The organism is Pseudomonas lundensis (assembly GCF_001042985.1).
Taxonomy (GTDB): domain Bacteria; phylum Pseudomonadota; class Gammaproteobacteria; order Pseudomonadales; family Pseudomonadaceae; genus Aquipseudomonas; species Aquipseudomonas lundensis.
Map to the genome: position 1 here is coordinate 104451 of NZ_JYKY01000012.1, position 13559 is coordinate 118009.

The following is a 13559-nucleotide window of genomic DNA, read 5'->3' on the forward strand; positions in this document are numbered from 1 at the left end:
AGCCGGCCGCCTGACCGTTAACCGAGCGCCAGTTCACGCATCCGCTGCAACACGGCGTTCAGGCCATTGCTGCGGGAGGCAGACAGTTGGCGGCTGAGCCCCAACTGTTCGAACCACGCCGGTAAATCCACCTGCTGGAGTTCTTCGGTCGTTAAACCGTTTACCCGCGCCAGCAGTAAAGCAACCAGCCCGCGAATCAAGCGAGCATCGCTGCTGGCGGCAAACTGCCAGCGACCGTCTTTGAGCTCTGCGACCAGCCACACCAGGCTTTCACAGCCGTGTACCCGATTCGCATCGGTCCTGGCGTGCTCATCCAGCGCCGGCATGCGCTGGCCCCATTGCATCAGCAAGCGGGCGCGCTGCTCCCAGCCTGAGCACTGTTCAAAACTGTCGAGCGCTGCTTGCGCCTCTGTGGGTAAGGTCATCGCAGTAACTCCAACGCCTGGTCGAGCGCGACGAAGAATCTCTCAAGGTCTTCAGAGTCGTTGTACAGCGCCAAGGACACGCGAATGGCGCCTGCCAAGCCCATGCCTTTAAGAAGGGGCATTGCGCAATGATGGCCAGCGCGAACGGCTATGCCTTGTTCTGTGAGCAAATGCGCCAGGTCGGCGTTGTGTACGCCATCGACAACAAAGCTCACCAGGGCCAGTTGCGGCTTGCCCAGCAGGCGAACGCCCTCGCGGTGCTTCAAGCCTTCGACCAGCAGGGCGTGCAAGGCCGCTTCGTGAGCTTCAACGGCCCGCTGATCCAGGCTCGCCAGATAGCTCAAGGTCGCGCCCAGGCCGATCACGCTGGCAATTGGCGGGGTGCCCGCTTCAAAACCCAGGGGCGCCGGGCGGAAGGTTGCGTGGTGGTAGTCGGCGTCTTGCACCATCTCTCCCCCCAATTGCCAGTGCCGCAGGCGGGCCAAGGCTTCATGGCGCCCGAACAGCACGCCCAGCCCGTCCGGGCCATAGAGCTTATGACTGGAGAACACGTAGAAGTCGCACCCCAGCGCCTGCACGTCGTGGCGACCATGAACCACGCCCTGTGCGCCATCGACCACGGTCAGCGCATTCTGTGCCTTGGCCAGGGACAGCAAGGCGGGCAAGGGTTGCCAGACGCCGAGGACGTTCGACAACTGACTCACGGCCAGCAGACGGGTGCGCGGGGTGATGAGTTTGGCGGCGACGTGCAGGTCAATGAGGCCGTCGTCGTCAAGCGGCAGAATCACCAGTTTCAGGTGTTGCCGCTGGGCCAGCTGTTGCCAGGGCAGCAGATTGGCGTGGTGTTCAAGGGCGCTGATGACGATTTCATCGCCCGCCGTAAAGTGGTGCTCCAGCCCATAGGCCAGCAGGTTGAGTGCCGAGGTGGCGCCGTGGGTGAAAACCACGGTGCCGCAGTCGCCGGCGTTGAGCCAGTGAGCGACTTTTGTGCGGCTGTGTTCGAACGCCTGAGTGGCGTGGGCGCCCGGTAAATGTTGGGCCCGGTGCACATTGGCGGCGCCACTGGCGTAGTAATGCGTCAGTGCGTCAAGCAGGGCCTGGGGTTTTTGTGTGGTAGCAGCGTTGTCCAGATAGGTCTGGTCCTGACGTTGCAAAGCGGCGATGGCCGGAAAGTCCGCACGCCAGGGAGAAGGCAAAAGCATGGTGTTCAGGGCTCAGTTGACGAGGCCGGAAGCCGGCCCCGTCAGTGGCAGACAGACGCTTAGTTGTGAGCGTGCAGGGCTTCGTTCAGCTCGATGGCCGACTTGTGGGTTTTGCATTCCACGGCGCCGGTTTCGGAGTTGCGACGGAACAGCAGGTCAGGTTGACCGGCCAGCTCGCGAGCCTTGACCACTTTGACCAGCTGGTTGTTTTCGTCCAGCAGGGCCACTTTGGTGCCAGCGGTCACGTACAGGCCCGACTCCACGGTGTTACGGTCGCCCAGCGGGATGCCGATACCGGCGTTGGCGCCGATCAGGCAGCCTTCGCCCACCTTGATCACGATGTTGCCGCCGCCCGACAGGGTGCCCATGGTCGAGCAGCCGCCGCCCAGGTCAGAGCCCTTGCCGACAAACACGCCCGCCGAGACACGGCCTTCGATCATGCCCGGGCCTTCAGTGCCTGCGTTGAAGTTGACAAAACCTTCGTGCATCACGGTGGTGCCTTCGCCGATGTAAGCACCCAGACGCAGGCGAGCTGCGTCGGCGATGCGCACGCCAGCCGGGACCACGTAGTCGGTCATTTTCGGGAATTTGTCGACCGAGAACACTTCCAGCAGTTCGCCACGCAGGCGGGCTTCGAGTTGACGCTCGGCCAGTTCGCTCAGGTCGATGGCGCCCTGGCTGGTCCAGGCCACGTTTGGCAGCAGCGGGAACACGCCCGCCAGGCTCAGGCCGTGGGGCTTGACCAGACGGTGCGACAACAGGTGCAGCTTGAGGTACGCCTCGGGGGTGGACGTCAGGGCGGCGTCTTCTGCCAGCAATGTGGCAACCAGCGGCTTGTGGCTTTCAGCCAGACGGGTCAGCAGGGCAGCCTGGGCCGCGTCCACAGGTTTGGCGGCTTCGGCCATCTGTGCGGCTTGAGCCGTGGTGAAGGTGATTGCCTGATTGCCGCCGGTGTAACCCAGAATCGGGGCGATGGCTGCGATCAGCTCGGCCGACGGGTTGAGCAGGGGCTGTGCGTAGAACACTTCCAGCCATGCGCCTTGACGGTTTTGGGTGCCAACGCCGAAGGCTGCGCTGAACAGGGTAGTAGACATGCAATTACCTCTTACAAAAATAAATGGGCGGAACCATGGCCTTTAAGCCTTTTGAAGAAGGGCCGCCGCATAAAGATCTGGCTTGAAGCCAATCAGGGTTTTGTCACCGAGATCGAGCACCGGGCGCTTGATCATCGAGGGTTGGGCGAGCATCAGTTCAACGGCTTTGGCTTGGTCGAGATCGGCTTTGTGTTCGTCGTCGAGTTTGCGAAAGGTTGTTCCGGCCCGGTTGAGCACCACTTGCCAGCCGTGTTCGTTGCACCACTGGTTCAGGTGATCGCGGTCGATGCCGCTGCTTTTGTAGTCGTGAAAATCGTAAGGCACCCCATGTTCATCCAGCCAGGTGCGAGCCTTTTTCATGGTGTCGCAGGCTTTAATGCCAAAAAGGTGCAACGTCTTGCTCGAGTCGGTCACGGAAATTGCCCCTCCTTTGGAGATGCTGAAAATGAGCGGTCGCGGATTATGCCACGACCGGCGCGCCGGATGCGCCAGCCGTAGAGGTTGCCACAGTGTTGTGACATGTCATCACGCCATTGCGACTTTTGTTCAGCGGTCAGAGTGAGTGGTTAAAGGCTACTATGGCTCTTGATGGAAAAGTGTTGCTACTTATGTTTAGTTTAAGCCGTTCTGATTAAAGCGGCGTGTCCGGGAACCCATACTGACTATGCAAACCGCCTATACCGTCCTCATCCTGCTGATGCTGGTCGGGGTCTCGCGTCTGTTGGGGCGTTTGATTCCGTTGCCGCTGCCCTTGGTGCAAATCGCCGCGGGCGCCTTGCTGGCCTGGCCTACCCTGGGACTGCACGTGGCGCTGGACACTGAACTGTTCCTGTTTCTGTTCTTGCCACCGTTGCTGTTTTCGGATGGCTGGCGCATCCCCAAGCGAGAATTCTGGCGCCTTAAGGGGCCGATCCTGACGCTGGCCGTCGGTCTGGTGTTATTTACGGTGGTGGGCGCGGGTTATTTCATTCACTGGTTGCTGCCGAGCATTCCTTTACCCGTTGCGTTCGCGCTGGCTGCCGTCCTGTCGCCGACCGACGCCGTGGCGGTCTCAGCCATTGCGCAAAACCGTTTACCGGCGCCCTTGATGCATATGTTGCAAGGGGAAGCGTTGATGAATGACGCGACGGGCCTGGTGACGTTCAAATTCGCGTTGGCGGCAGCGATCACGGGCGTTTTTTCGTTGGCCAATGCCAGCGTCACCTTCCTGTTGGTGGCCTGTGGCGGCTTGGCCATTGGTGTGGCGTTGAGCTGGGTGGTCGGGCGCATGCGCACGTGGATGATCGCTCGCGGTTGGGACGACCCGGCAACGCACGTTGTGTTCATGTTGCTGCTGCCTTTCGCCGCTTACGTACTGGCTGAACGTCTGGGCGCGTCCGGGATTTTGTCGGCCGTGGCGGCGGGGATGATGCAGAGCTGGCTGGACCTGTTGCCGCGTCAAACCAGTACCCGTTTGCTGAACCGCAGCGTCTGGGGCTTATTGGAATTTGCGTTCAACGGGCTGATCTTTTTGCTGTTGGGGCTGCAACTGCCTGACATCATCAAGGCGGTTGTCAGGCTGGAAACCCACCTCTGGCCCACGCTGATGTATCGCATCCTGGATGTGGTGGTGATCTTCCTGGTCTTGATCGCACTGCGCTTTATCTGGGTGCAGAGCATCTGGCGCTTGTCCGGCGTATGGCGGCGCTGGCGCGGCAAGCAAGAACTGACCATGGTGCCGACGGCCCGTTCCTGCTGGATTCTGACCGTGGGCGGTGTTCGTGGGGCAGTGACGCTGGCGGGCGTGATGTCGATTCCCTTGTTGCTCAATGAAGGGCTTGATTTCCCCGAGCGTGAGCTGCTGATCTTTATTGCGGCCGGGGTGATCTTGCTGTCGTTGATCGTGGCTTGTATTGCCTTGCCGTTATTGTTGCGCGGCATCGCCCAAAGCTCGGATGACGCGATGCGCACTGAAGTGCGTGAAGCCTGGCGCCGTACGGCGGAGGCTGCCATCCATGCGCTGGAGACCGAGGAGGTGATTGATCCAGACCATCCGCCGGACGCTGCCCAAGCGGCGTTGGCCGCAGAGCTGAAGGCGCGGATCATGTCTGAATACCGGCATCAACTTGACGTGTTCAATGATTCTGCAGAAGCGCAGGCATTGGCATCGAAGATGGATGAACTGGAAGGCCGCTTGCGCCTCAAAGCGCTCAGGGCACAGCGCCTGGAGCTCTACAGCCTGCGTCGACATCACGAAATTGGCGATGACGTGCTCAGCGAAATCCTGCGCGATCTGGACTTGAGTGAAGCCAATCTGGGGACAGTGAAGTAACGCGGTGCGTGCCGGTGTGCAGGAGCGAGCGTGCTCGCTCCTGCACCTTCAGGGGTTATGTGCGGCGTTCAATAAACGCGCGAATCCGCCCTGCGGCTTCCACGCATTCAGCTAGGGGGGCGACCAGCGCCATGCGCACGCGGCCCGCGCCCGGGTTGAAACCATCGACTTCACGTGACAGGTACGAGCCCGGCACCACAGTCACGTGTTCTTCGGCAAACAGGTCGCGGCAGAAAGCGGCGTCGTCACCTTTCACATTCGGCCATAGATAAAAGCCGCCATCCGGGCGTTGTACATCCATGACCGGGCTCAGAATCTCCAGCACCGCGTCAAACTTCTCGCGGTACAGGTCGCGGTTGGTGCGCACGTGGGCTTCATCGTTCCAGGCGGCAATGCTGGCCAGTTGGGTTTGAACAGGCATGGCGCAGCCGTGGTAGGTGCGGTAGAGCAAGAAGGCCTTGAGGATGTCGGCATCACCGGCAACGAAGCCGGAACGCAGCCCTGGCAGGTTCGAGCGCTTGGACAGGCTGTGGAACACCACGCACCGTTTGAAATCCTCGCGGCCCAAGGCTACGCAGGCGCTGAGCAGGCCGACGGGCGGGGTGGTTTCGTCGAAATAGAGTTCGCTGTAGCACTCATCGGCGGCAATCACGAAGTCGTGTTCGTCGGCCAGCGCAATCAGCTTTTTCAGGGTTTCAAGCGGGATCAGGGCGCCTGTCGGATTGCCCGGCGAGCACAGGAACAGGATCTGGCAGCGCTGCCACGTGTCGGCCGGGACAGCGTCGAAATCGGGGTTGAAGCCGTGTTCAGCCAGGCATGGCAGGTAGTGCGGCGTGGCCCCGGCGAGCAAGGCCGCGCCTTCGTAGATTTGGTAGAACGGGTTCGGGCTGATGACCAGCGCGTCGTCGCCACGGTTGACCACGGTTTGAGTGAAAGCAAACAGCGCTTCACGGGTGCCGTTGACCGGGAGGATGTTACGCGCCGGGTCGAGCCAGCCCGCAGGCACGTTGAAACGGCGCTCGGCCCAGTGGGCAATGGACTCGCGCAGGGCCGGGATGCCCAGCGTGGTCGGGTAGACCGCCATCTGGTCGAGGTTGTCGGCCAGGGCTTTGGCCACGAAATCGGGGGAGCGGTGCTTGGGCTCGCCAATCGACAGCGCAATCGGGCGTTTGTCGGCATTGGGCTGCACGCTGCCCAGCAAAGCGCGCAATTTTTCGAACGGGTAAGGCTGCAACTGGTTCAGAGCGTTGTTCATCGGGTGCGGATCTCACTCGGCGGCGCTTAAATGCTCAGGCGCCACGGTTCTGGGGCGGAATCTTTATTGACCGTTAATTGCTCCACGATTGCTTCCTGCAGGCGTATGCACAGTTGGGGGTCAGACAAGGGTTGGTTGTTTTCATCGGTAATGAAAAAAACGTCTTCGACGCGCTCGCCTAACGTCGCGATCTTGGCGTTTTGCAGCGAAAGATCGAATTCCAGGAAGATCATGCCGATGCGGGCCAGCAGGCCGGGGCGGTCGGGTGCGCTGAGTTCGAGCACCGTTACGGGGCGTTGTGCATCGTTATGGATCGTGACCTGTGGCGCAAAGGCGAAGTGCTTGAGCTGGCGCGGCACGCGGCGCTGGATGATGGTCGGGTAGTCATCCGGGTTGCGCAGGGCTTCGGTCAGGCCCTTGCGGATCTTTTCGATACGCTCGGGGTTGTTGCCAATCGAGTCGCCATCGTTATCGAGCACGATGTAGGTGTCGAGGGTGAACTGGCTGCTGGACGTGATGATGCGCGCGTCGTGGATGTTCAGGTTGAGCTGGTCCATTGCCGCCACTGTCACGGCGAAGAAGTCGTGTTGGTCGGGGGCGTAGATGAAAATCTGCGTGCCGCCTTCGAAGTCGCGCTGGGTGGTTTCCTTGATCAGCACCAGCGGGCCGCCGTCGGCCGGCTGTTGCAGGATGGCCTCGGTGTGCCACGCCACATCGGAGGAGGTGTGGCGCAGAAAGTAGTCATCCCCCAGCTGCGACCAGAGCTGCTCGACATCGTCTTGATCGTTGCCGTTGCGCACCAGCGTGTCGAGGGCCGCGCTTTGGGTCTGGCGGATTTGCTCTTCGCGGTCGACAGGGTTTTCCAGCCCGCGACGCAGGGCGCGCTTGGTCTCGGTATAGAGCTGGCGCAACAGGCTGGCCCGCCACGAATTCCATAGGGTCGGATTGGTCGCGTTGATGTCGGCCACGGTCAGTACATACAGGTAGTCAAGGTGGGTTTCATCGATGACTGTCTGGGCGAAATCGTGGATGACTTGCGGGTCGGACAGGTCTTTGCGTTGGGCGGTGGTCGACATCACCAAGTGGTTTTGGACCAGCCACACGATCAGGCGCGTGTCCCACTGGGGCAGTTGATGACGGATGCAAAACGCTTCGGCATCCACGGCGCCAATCTCGGAATGGTCGCCATGGCGGCCTTTGCCGATGTCGTGGTAAAGGCCTGCCAGGTAAATGAGTTCCGGTTTCGGCAGCTTTGCCATCAATTTGCTGGCCAGCGGAAATTTGTCCGACACCTGGGTGTACTGCAATTTGCGCAGGTGCTTGATCAGGTTCAGCGTGTGGGCGTCGACGGTGTAGATGTGGAACAGATCGTGCTGCATCTGGCCGACGATAAAGCCGAATTCAGGTAAATAGCGCCCGAGAATGCCGTAGCGGTTCATTCGGCGCAGGTTGCGGTGAATGCCGATTTTGCATTTGAACAACTCGATAAACAGGCTGGTGTTACGGATGTCGTTACGGAAATCGTCGTCGATCAGGTAACGATGTTCACGCAGCAGGCGAATCGTATCGGCGCGCACGCCCTTGATTTCCGGGCGCTGTGCCATCAGCAGGAAGATTTCCAGCATGGCGAACGGTGTGCGTTTGAACACGTTGTCGCTGGTGGCTTCGATGTAGCCGTCGTGCAACTGGAAGCGCGAGTTGATCGGGGCGGGTGGCGCTTCGTCTTCGGGGGCGAGGATCACCTCTTCGAAGTGCTGGATGATCAGGTCGCTGAGCTGCGCGATACTCATGACCACCCGGTAATACTGTTGCATGAAGTTTTCGATCAGGTGCTTGGTGTCATCACCGGTGAAGCCCAGCAGTTCAGCGATGCTGCGCTGATGGTCGAACAGCAGACGGTCTTCGGCGCGCCCGGCCAGCATGTGCAGGGCGTAGCGAACCTTCCACAAAAACTCCTGGGAGGAGGCGAGCAGGGCGTGCTCGCTCTCCACCAGAAACCCCTGTCCGGCCAGTGCGCGCAGGCTCAGGGTGCCGTATTGGCGTCGCGCTACCCACAAGATGGTCTGGATATCGCGCAGGCCGCCGGGTGAGCCTTTGACGTTGGGCTCCAGGTTGTATTCGGTGTCGTTGTATTTGTGGTGCCGGGCTTTCTGTTCGGCATGCTTGGCCAGGAAGAAATCCTTGCTGGGCCACATGTGCGCGGTGCTGGTGACATCCAGCATGCGCTGGCGCAGATGTTCAGGGCCCGCCACGGTGCGGCTTTCCATCAGGTTGGTGATGATGGTCAGGTCGCCCCGGGCCTGCTCGGCACACTCGTCCACCGAGCGCACGCTTTGACCGACTTCCAGACCAATGTCCCAAAGTAATGTCAGAAAGCGCTCAATGGAGTCGCGAAAAATTTCGTGATCGGCGTTATCCAGCAGGATAAGCAGGTCAATGTCGGAGTAGGGGTGCAGCTCGCCACGGCCGTAGCCGCCCACGGCCACGAGGGCTATGTCGGCGTCGGTGCTCCAGCTGAACTGGTCCCAGGCCTGATTCAGGATGCAGTCGACGAACCAGGCGCGATCTTCGATCAGGCGACGAATGTCGCGCCCTTTGCGAAAACGGTCGTCGAGCACTTCACGTGCCTGGCGGATCGCCTTTTTGAATGCGGCAATGGGGCTGGCTTTTAAGGCCAGCTCGGCCTGGAACTGGCCACGGTCAAAAAGTTCGGGATCCACCTGCGGCATCGATTGGCTTTCCTATGGCTGGGTTGTGGCTATCTAAAAAGAAGCGACTGCAAACATCAGGCCGAAACGCGGGGGATGGTGTCATCGCTGCGCAGGGTGAAAATCTCGTAGCCCGTCTCGGTAACCAGCAGGGTGTGCTCCCACTGTGCCGACAGCTTGCGGTCCTTGGTGATTGCGGTCCAGCCATCACCCAGTACTTTGGTGTCTGCCTTGCCCTGGTTGATCATCGGCTCGATGGTGAAGGTCATGCCGGCCTTGAGTTCCATGCCGGTGCCGGCGCGGCCGTAGTGCAGGATCTGCGGCTCTTCGTGGAATACCTTGCCGATGCCGTGGCCGCAGAACTCACGCACGACGGAAAACCCGTTCTTTTCGGCGTGCTTCTGGATGACTTCGCCGATGTCACCCAGGCGGCAGCCCGGTTTGACGATTTCGATGGCTTTGTACATGCATTCCTGGGTCACTTGCGACAGGCGCTCGGCCCAGACCGGCACTTTGCCAATGTGGAACATGCGGCTGGTGTCGCCGTGGTAGCCATCCTTGATCACCGTGACGTCGATGTTCAGGGTGTCGCCGTCTTTCAGGGCCTTGTCGCCCGGAATGCCGTGGCAGACAACGTGGTTGACCGAGGTGCAGATCGACTTCGGGAAACCTTTGTAATTGAGCGGGGCCGGGATGGCCTTTTGCACATTGACAATGTAGTCGTGGCAAATGCGGTCGAGCTCTTCGGTGGTGACGCCGGGCTTGACGTGCTCGGCGATCATTTCCAGGACTTCGGCGGCCAGTTTGCCGGCGACGCGCATCTTTGCGATGTCCTCGGGGGTTTTGAGGGTGACGGTCATACAGGCTCTCTTTGCGCGTTAGCGCTCATCAACGGAATTGCAGGTGCGAAGTGACGGCTGGCGTCGCGCACCGCGAAAAAACGCGATTCTAACAGACGGTCGGCGTTAATCATGAGCCTTGCGCCATCGCTTCTCTTAATAGAAAGGGGCATTCTGGCGCTATTGCGCGGCTTGCGCAAAAGCGCGTGGAAGAAAGTCAGAATCCGTGTTTCGTTTTTTGGCCGTCTTGTGTTATAAAATGCGCCGCTTTCCGGGTATAGCCCGGTGAGCACAAACCCACACACGTGTCGACACGATGACCTGGGTGCCTTCAGCTCGAAGCTGCTGGTTGGTCATTGGGATACGTGGAGGCCTAACCCGACTTACTAAGGAACTATCATGTCCCAAGTCACTATGCGCGATATGCTGAAGGCCGGTGTGCACTTCGGTCACCAAACCCGTTACTGGAACCCGAAGATGGGTAAATACATCTTTGGCGCGCGTAACAAGATTCACATCATCAACCTTGAAAAAACCCTGCCAATGTTCAACGAAGCTCTGACTTTCGTAGAGCGTCTGGCCCAGGGCAAAAACAAGATTCTGTTCGTCGGCACCAAGCGTTCCGCTGGCAAGATCGTTGCTGAAGAAGCAGCACGTTGCGGTTCGCCGTACGTGGATCACCGCTGGTTGGGCGGCATGCTCACCAACTTCAAAACCATCCGTGCTTCCATCAAGCGTCTGCGTGACCTTGAAGTGCAGGCAGAAGACGGTACTTTCGCCAAGCTGACCAAGAAAGAGGCGCTGATGCGCACTCGCGATCTGGAAAAGCTGGATCGTAGCCTGGGTGGTATCAAGGACATGGGCGGTCTGCCAGACGCTCTGTTCGTTATCGACGTTGACCACGAGCGTATCGCGATCACCGAAGCTAACAAGTTGGGCATCCCGGTAATCGGCGTTGTCGATACCAACAGCAGCCCGGAAGGCGTTGACTACATCATCCCGGGCAACGATGACGCAATCCGCGCTATCCAGCTGTACATGGGTGCGATGGCTGACGCTGTTATCCGTGGCCGTAACCACGTTGCTGGCGGCACCGACGTTTTCGTCGAAGACGCTCCAGCTGCAGCGGTTGAAGGCTGAGTAATAAACGCCTAGCGTTTACTCAGTACGCAAAAAGGGGGCTTGGCCCCCTTTTTGCCACCTCGAAATCCATTTGTTGGACAGGCCTCTGTCGTTGCTGTATCAAATTGCGGCACACAGGGTTGCATCGAGGCAGGCTTCATACGAATTGAACGCCCGTTTGGTCGGGTGGAATGGTTGAAAACCTATCCAAGAGGAATTTTGAAATGGCAGAGATTACTGCAGCGTTGGTTAAAGAACTGCGTGAGCGTACTGGCGAAGGCATGATGGATTGCAAGAAAGCCTTGACCAAGGCTGGCGGCGACATCGAAAAAGCCATCGACGACATGCGTGCTTCGGGTGCCATCAAGGCCGCCAAAAAAGCAGGCAACGTTGCTGCTGAAGGCGCTATCGCAGTGAAAGTTGCTGACGATAACAAGTCTGCCGTTATTCTTGAAGTTAACTCGCAAACCGACTTCCTGGCTCTGCAAGAAGACTTCAAAAACTTCGTGGCTGCCAGCGTTGAAAAAGCATTCGCGGACAAACTGACCGACGCAGCTCCGCTGATCGCCGCTCAAGAATCTGCTCGTGAAGCACTGGTTGCCAAAGTAGGCGAGAACGTTAACATTCGCCGTCTGGTGCGTGTTGAAGGTGACGTGGTTGACGCTTACCTGCACGGCAACAAAATCGGTGTTGTGGTTTCGCTCAAAGGCGGCAACGCTGAGCTGGCTCGTGACATCGCCATGCACGTAGCGGCGAGCAACCCTGAGTTCCTGCTGCCTTCGGAAGTTTCTGAAGAAGCAATCGAGCGCGAAAAAGCTGTGTTCCTGCAGCTGAACGAAGAAAAAATCAAAGGCAAGCCAGAAAACATTGTTGAAAATATGGTCAAAGGCCGTATCAGCAAGTTCCTGGCAGAAGCCAGCCTGGTTGAGCAGGCGTTCGTCAAGAACCCTGAAATCAAGGTCGGTGAGCTGGCCAAGAAGGCCGGTGCTGAAATCGTTTCCTTCACTTACTTCAAAGTAGGCGAAGGCATCGAGAAGCCAGTTGACAACTTCGCTGAAGAAGTTGCTGCTCAAGTGGCTGCAGCCAACAAGCAATAAGACGGTTTCAACTGTCGACCCAAGAGGCTGCCCGCTCACGCGCGCAGCCTCTTTTCAAATGGGTGAAGGTTTTACCTCGCCCGGCGGAACCGGTGTACAAAATCGCGATCCGATGGTGCTGTTATCCGGCGCCAAGCTAGAGTAAACGCAGGCTGAAAACAGCCTCGCACAGATTTTTTATAAAACGCGGCAGGAGAGATTCGCAATGGCTCAGCAGGGCAGTGGTTATCAAGCTCGCTATAAACGCATTCTACTCAAGCTAAGCGGCGAAGCCCTGATGGGCTCTGAAGAGTTCGGGATCGACCCCAAGGTGCTCGACCGCATGGCGCTGGAAGTCGGCCAGTTGGTGGGTATCGGCGTTCAGGTAGGTTTGGTGATTGGTGGTGGCAATCTGTTCCGTGGCGCTGCATTGAGCGCTGCCGGTATGGATCGCGTGACTGGCGACCACATGGGGATGCTCGCGACCGTGATGAACGCCCTGGCGATGCGCGATGCGCTGGAACGTGCGAATATCTCCGCCATCGTAATGTCGGCCATCTCCATGGTGGGTGTGACGGATCATTACGACCGTCGCAAGGCCATGCGTCACTTGAACGCGAAGGAAGTGGTGATTTTCGCTGCGGGTACAGGCAATCCATTCTTCACAACGGATTCTGCCGCGTGCTTGCGCGCCATTGAAATCGACGCCGACGTAGTACTCAAGGCCACCAAGGTTGACGGTGTTTACACCGCAGATCCATTCAAAGACCCGCATGCCGAGAAGTTCGATCATCTGACTTACGATGAAGTGCTGGATCGCAAGCTGGGCGTGATGGACCTGACAGCTATTTGTCTGTGCCGCGACCACCAGATGCCATTACGTGTCTTTAACATGAACAAGCCCGGCGCCCTGCTCAACATCGTTCACGGCGGCGCTGAAGGCACTCTGATCGAGGAAGGTCAACAATGATCAACGAAATCAAGAAAGACGCACAAACGCGTATGCAGAAATCGCTGGAATCGCTGAGCCATGCATTTGGTCAGATTCGTACCGGCAAGGCTCACCCAAGCATTTTGGGTAGCGTGATGGTGCCTTACTACGGTGCTGATACACCGCTTAGTCAGGTAGCGAACGTAACCGTTAAAGATTCTCGCACCCTGCAGGTCGTGGCGTTTGAGCGCAACATGCTTCAAGCCGTGGATAAGGCGATTCAAAGCGCTGGTTTGAACCTCAATCCGACCAACCTGGGCGAATTGCTGCTGATCTCCATGCCAGCCCTGACGGAAGAAACCCGTAAAGTATTCGCCAAGCAGGCGCGTGATGCGGCTGAAGATGCGCGTATTGCGGTACGTAATATCCGTCGTGATGCGTTGAGCCAGTTGAAAGACCTGGTTAAAGAGAAAGAAATCAGTGAAGACGAAGAGCGTCGCGCAGCTGACGAGATCCAGAAGCTGACCGACAAGGCTGTCGCGGATATCGAAACGGCTACCAAGCAGAAAGAAGCGGACCTGATGGCCGTATAAGGG

At 58.7% G+C, this 13559-nt stretch carries 12 protein-coding genes; 5 read left to right on the forward strand and 7 right to left on the reverse strand.

Features of this window, described 5'->3' with window-relative positions:
- Window positions 1-17 precede the first annotated feature (17 nt).
- From TU74_RS12035 to TU74_RS12050, 4 genes are read right to left on the reverse strand one after another with little or no spacing between them, the layout of a single operon-like run.
- Window positions 18-425 (reverse strand): SufE family protein, encoded by a 408-nt coding sequence (locus TU74_RS12035; RefSeq protein ID WP_047277227.1) that lies wholly within the window; start codon window positions 423-425, stop codon window positions 18-20.
- Entirely contained in the window at window positions 422-1627 is a 1206-nt protein-coding gene (locus TU74_RS12040; RefSeq protein WP_048376657.1) for an aminotransferase class V-fold PLP-dependent enzyme, read from the reverse strand. The genes TU74_RS12035 and TU74_RS12040 overlap by 4 nt, the downstream gene beginning before the upstream one ends.
- A 59-nt stretch (window positions 1628-1686) precedes the next feature.
- Window positions 1687-2721, reverse strand: a complete 1035-nt coding sequence (gene dapD / locus TU74_RS12045) for a 2,3,4,5-tetrahydropyridine-2,6-dicarboxylate N-succinyltransferase (RefSeq protein WP_047277225.1) — start codon at window positions 2719-2721, stop codon at window positions 1687-1689.
- A 42-nt stretch (window positions 2722-2763) separates the two neighbouring features.
- Complete coding sequence (locus TU74_RS12050) at window positions 2764-3135, reverse strand: ArsC family reductase (RefSeq protein ID WP_047278272.1); 372 nt, start codon at window positions 3133-3135, stop codon at window positions 2764-2766.
- A 250-nt stretch (window positions 3136-3385) separates the two neighbouring features.
- Between TU74_RS12050 and TU74_RS12055 the strand changes: the two genes are divergently transcribed.
- Window positions 3386-5032 (forward strand): Na+/H+ antiporter, encoded by a 1647-nt coding sequence (locus tag TU74_RS12055; RefSeq protein WP_048376658.1) that lies wholly within the window; start codon window positions 3386-3388, stop codon window positions 5030-5032.
- A gap of 55 nt (window positions 5033-5087) precedes the next feature.
- Here TU74_RS12055 and dapC read toward each other — a convergent pair whose 3' ends face one another.
- From dapC to map, 3 genes are read right to left on the reverse strand one after another with little or no spacing between them, the layout of a single operon-like run.
- Entirely contained in the window at window positions 5088-6287 is a 1200-nt protein-coding gene (gene dapC, locus TU74_RS12060) for a succinyldiaminopimelate transaminase (protein WP_048376659.1), read from the reverse strand.
- 26 nt (window positions 6288-6313) lie between these two features.
- A complete protein-coding gene (locus tag TU74_RS12065) occupies window positions 6314-9016 on the reverse strand; it encodes a [protein-PII] uridylyltransferase (RefSeq protein WP_047295121.1) in 2703 nt (900 codons plus the stop codon).
- A gap of 56 nt (window positions 9017-9072) precedes the next feature.
- A complete protein-coding gene (gene map, locus TU74_RS12070; protein WP_047278267.1) occupies window positions 9073-9855 on the reverse strand; it encodes a type I methionyl aminopeptidase in 783 nt (260 codons plus the stop codon).
- Between the two features lie 378 nt (window positions 9856-10233).
- Between map and rpsB the strand changes: the two genes are divergently transcribed.
- From rpsB to frr, 4 genes are all read left to right on the forward strand, one after another.
- Window positions 10234-10974, forward strand: coding sequence for a 30S ribosomal protein S2 (rpsB, locus tag TU74_RS12075; protein WP_047277214.1), 741 nt, complete (start codon window positions 10234-10236; stop codon window positions 10972-10974).
- A gap of 206 nt (window positions 10975-11180) precedes the next feature.
- Window positions 11181-12053, forward strand: a complete 873-nt coding sequence (gene tsf, locus TU74_RS12080) for a translation elongation factor Ts (RefSeq protein WP_047277212.1) — start codon at window positions 11181-11183, stop codon at window positions 12051-12053.
- A gap of 205 nt (window positions 12054-12258) precedes the next feature.
- Window positions 12259-13002 (forward strand): UMP kinase, encoded by a 744-nt coding sequence (gene pyrH, locus TU74_RS12085; protein ID WP_047277210.1) that lies wholly within the window; start codon window positions 12259-12261, stop codon window positions 13000-13002.
- The gene (gene frr / locus TU74_RS12090) at window positions 12999-13556 is read left to right on the forward strand and encodes a ribosome recycling factor (RefSeq protein WP_047277208.1); all 558 of its coding nucleotides are present in this window, start codon (window positions 12999-13001) and stop codon (window positions 13554-13556) included. The genes pyrH and frr overlap by 4 nt, the downstream gene beginning before the upstream one ends.
- Window positions 13557-13559: the final 3 nt, after the last annotated feature.

What these genes read in the sequence shown, in the direction of transcription:
- rpsB (WP_047277214.1), top strand. Translation starts at nt 10,234, where the DNA reads ATGTCCCAAGTCACTATGCGCGATATGCTGAAGGCCGGTGTGCACTTC.
- pyrH (WP_047277210.1), top strand. Translation starts at nt 12,259, where the DNA reads ATGGCTCAGCAGGGCAGTGGTTATCAAGCTCGCTATAAACGCATTCTA.
- frr (WP_047277208.1), top strand. Translation starts at nt 12,999, where the DNA reads ATGATCAACGAAATCAAGAAAGACGCACAAACGCGTATGCAGAAATCG.
- TU74_RS12040 (WP_048376657.1), bottom strand. Translation starts at nt 1,627, where the DNA reads ATGCTTTTGCCTTCTCCCTGGCGTGCGGACTTTCCGGCCATCGCCGCT.
- TU74_RS12055 (WP_048376658.1), top strand. Translation starts at nt 3,386, where the DNA reads ATGCAAACCGCCTATACCGTCCTCATCCTGCTGATGCTGGTCGGGGTC.
- TU74_RS12065 (WP_047295121.1), bottom strand. Translation starts at nt 9,016, where the DNA reads ATGCCGCAGGTGGATCCCGAACTTTTTGACCGTGGCCAGTTCCAGGCC.
- dapD (WP_047277225.1), bottom strand. Translation starts at nt 2,721, where the DNA reads ATGTCTACTACCCTGTTCAGCGCAGCCTTCGGCGTTGGCACCCAAAAC.
- TU74_RS12035 (WP_047277227.1), bottom strand. Translation starts at nt 425, where the DNA reads ATGACCTTACCCACAGAGGCGCAAGCAGCGCTCGACAGTTTTGAACAG.
- tsf (WP_047277212.1), top strand. Translation starts at nt 11,181, where the DNA reads ATGGCAGAGATTACTGCAGCGTTGGTTAAAGAACTGCGTGAGCGTACT.
- dapC (WP_048376659.1), bottom strand. Translation starts at nt 6,287, where the DNA reads ATGAACAACGCTCTGAACCAGTTGCAGCCTTACCCGTTCGAAAAATTG.
- map (WP_047278267.1), bottom strand. Translation starts at nt 9,855, where the DNA reads ATGACCGTCACCCTCAAAACCCCCGAGGACATCGCAAAGATGCGCGTC.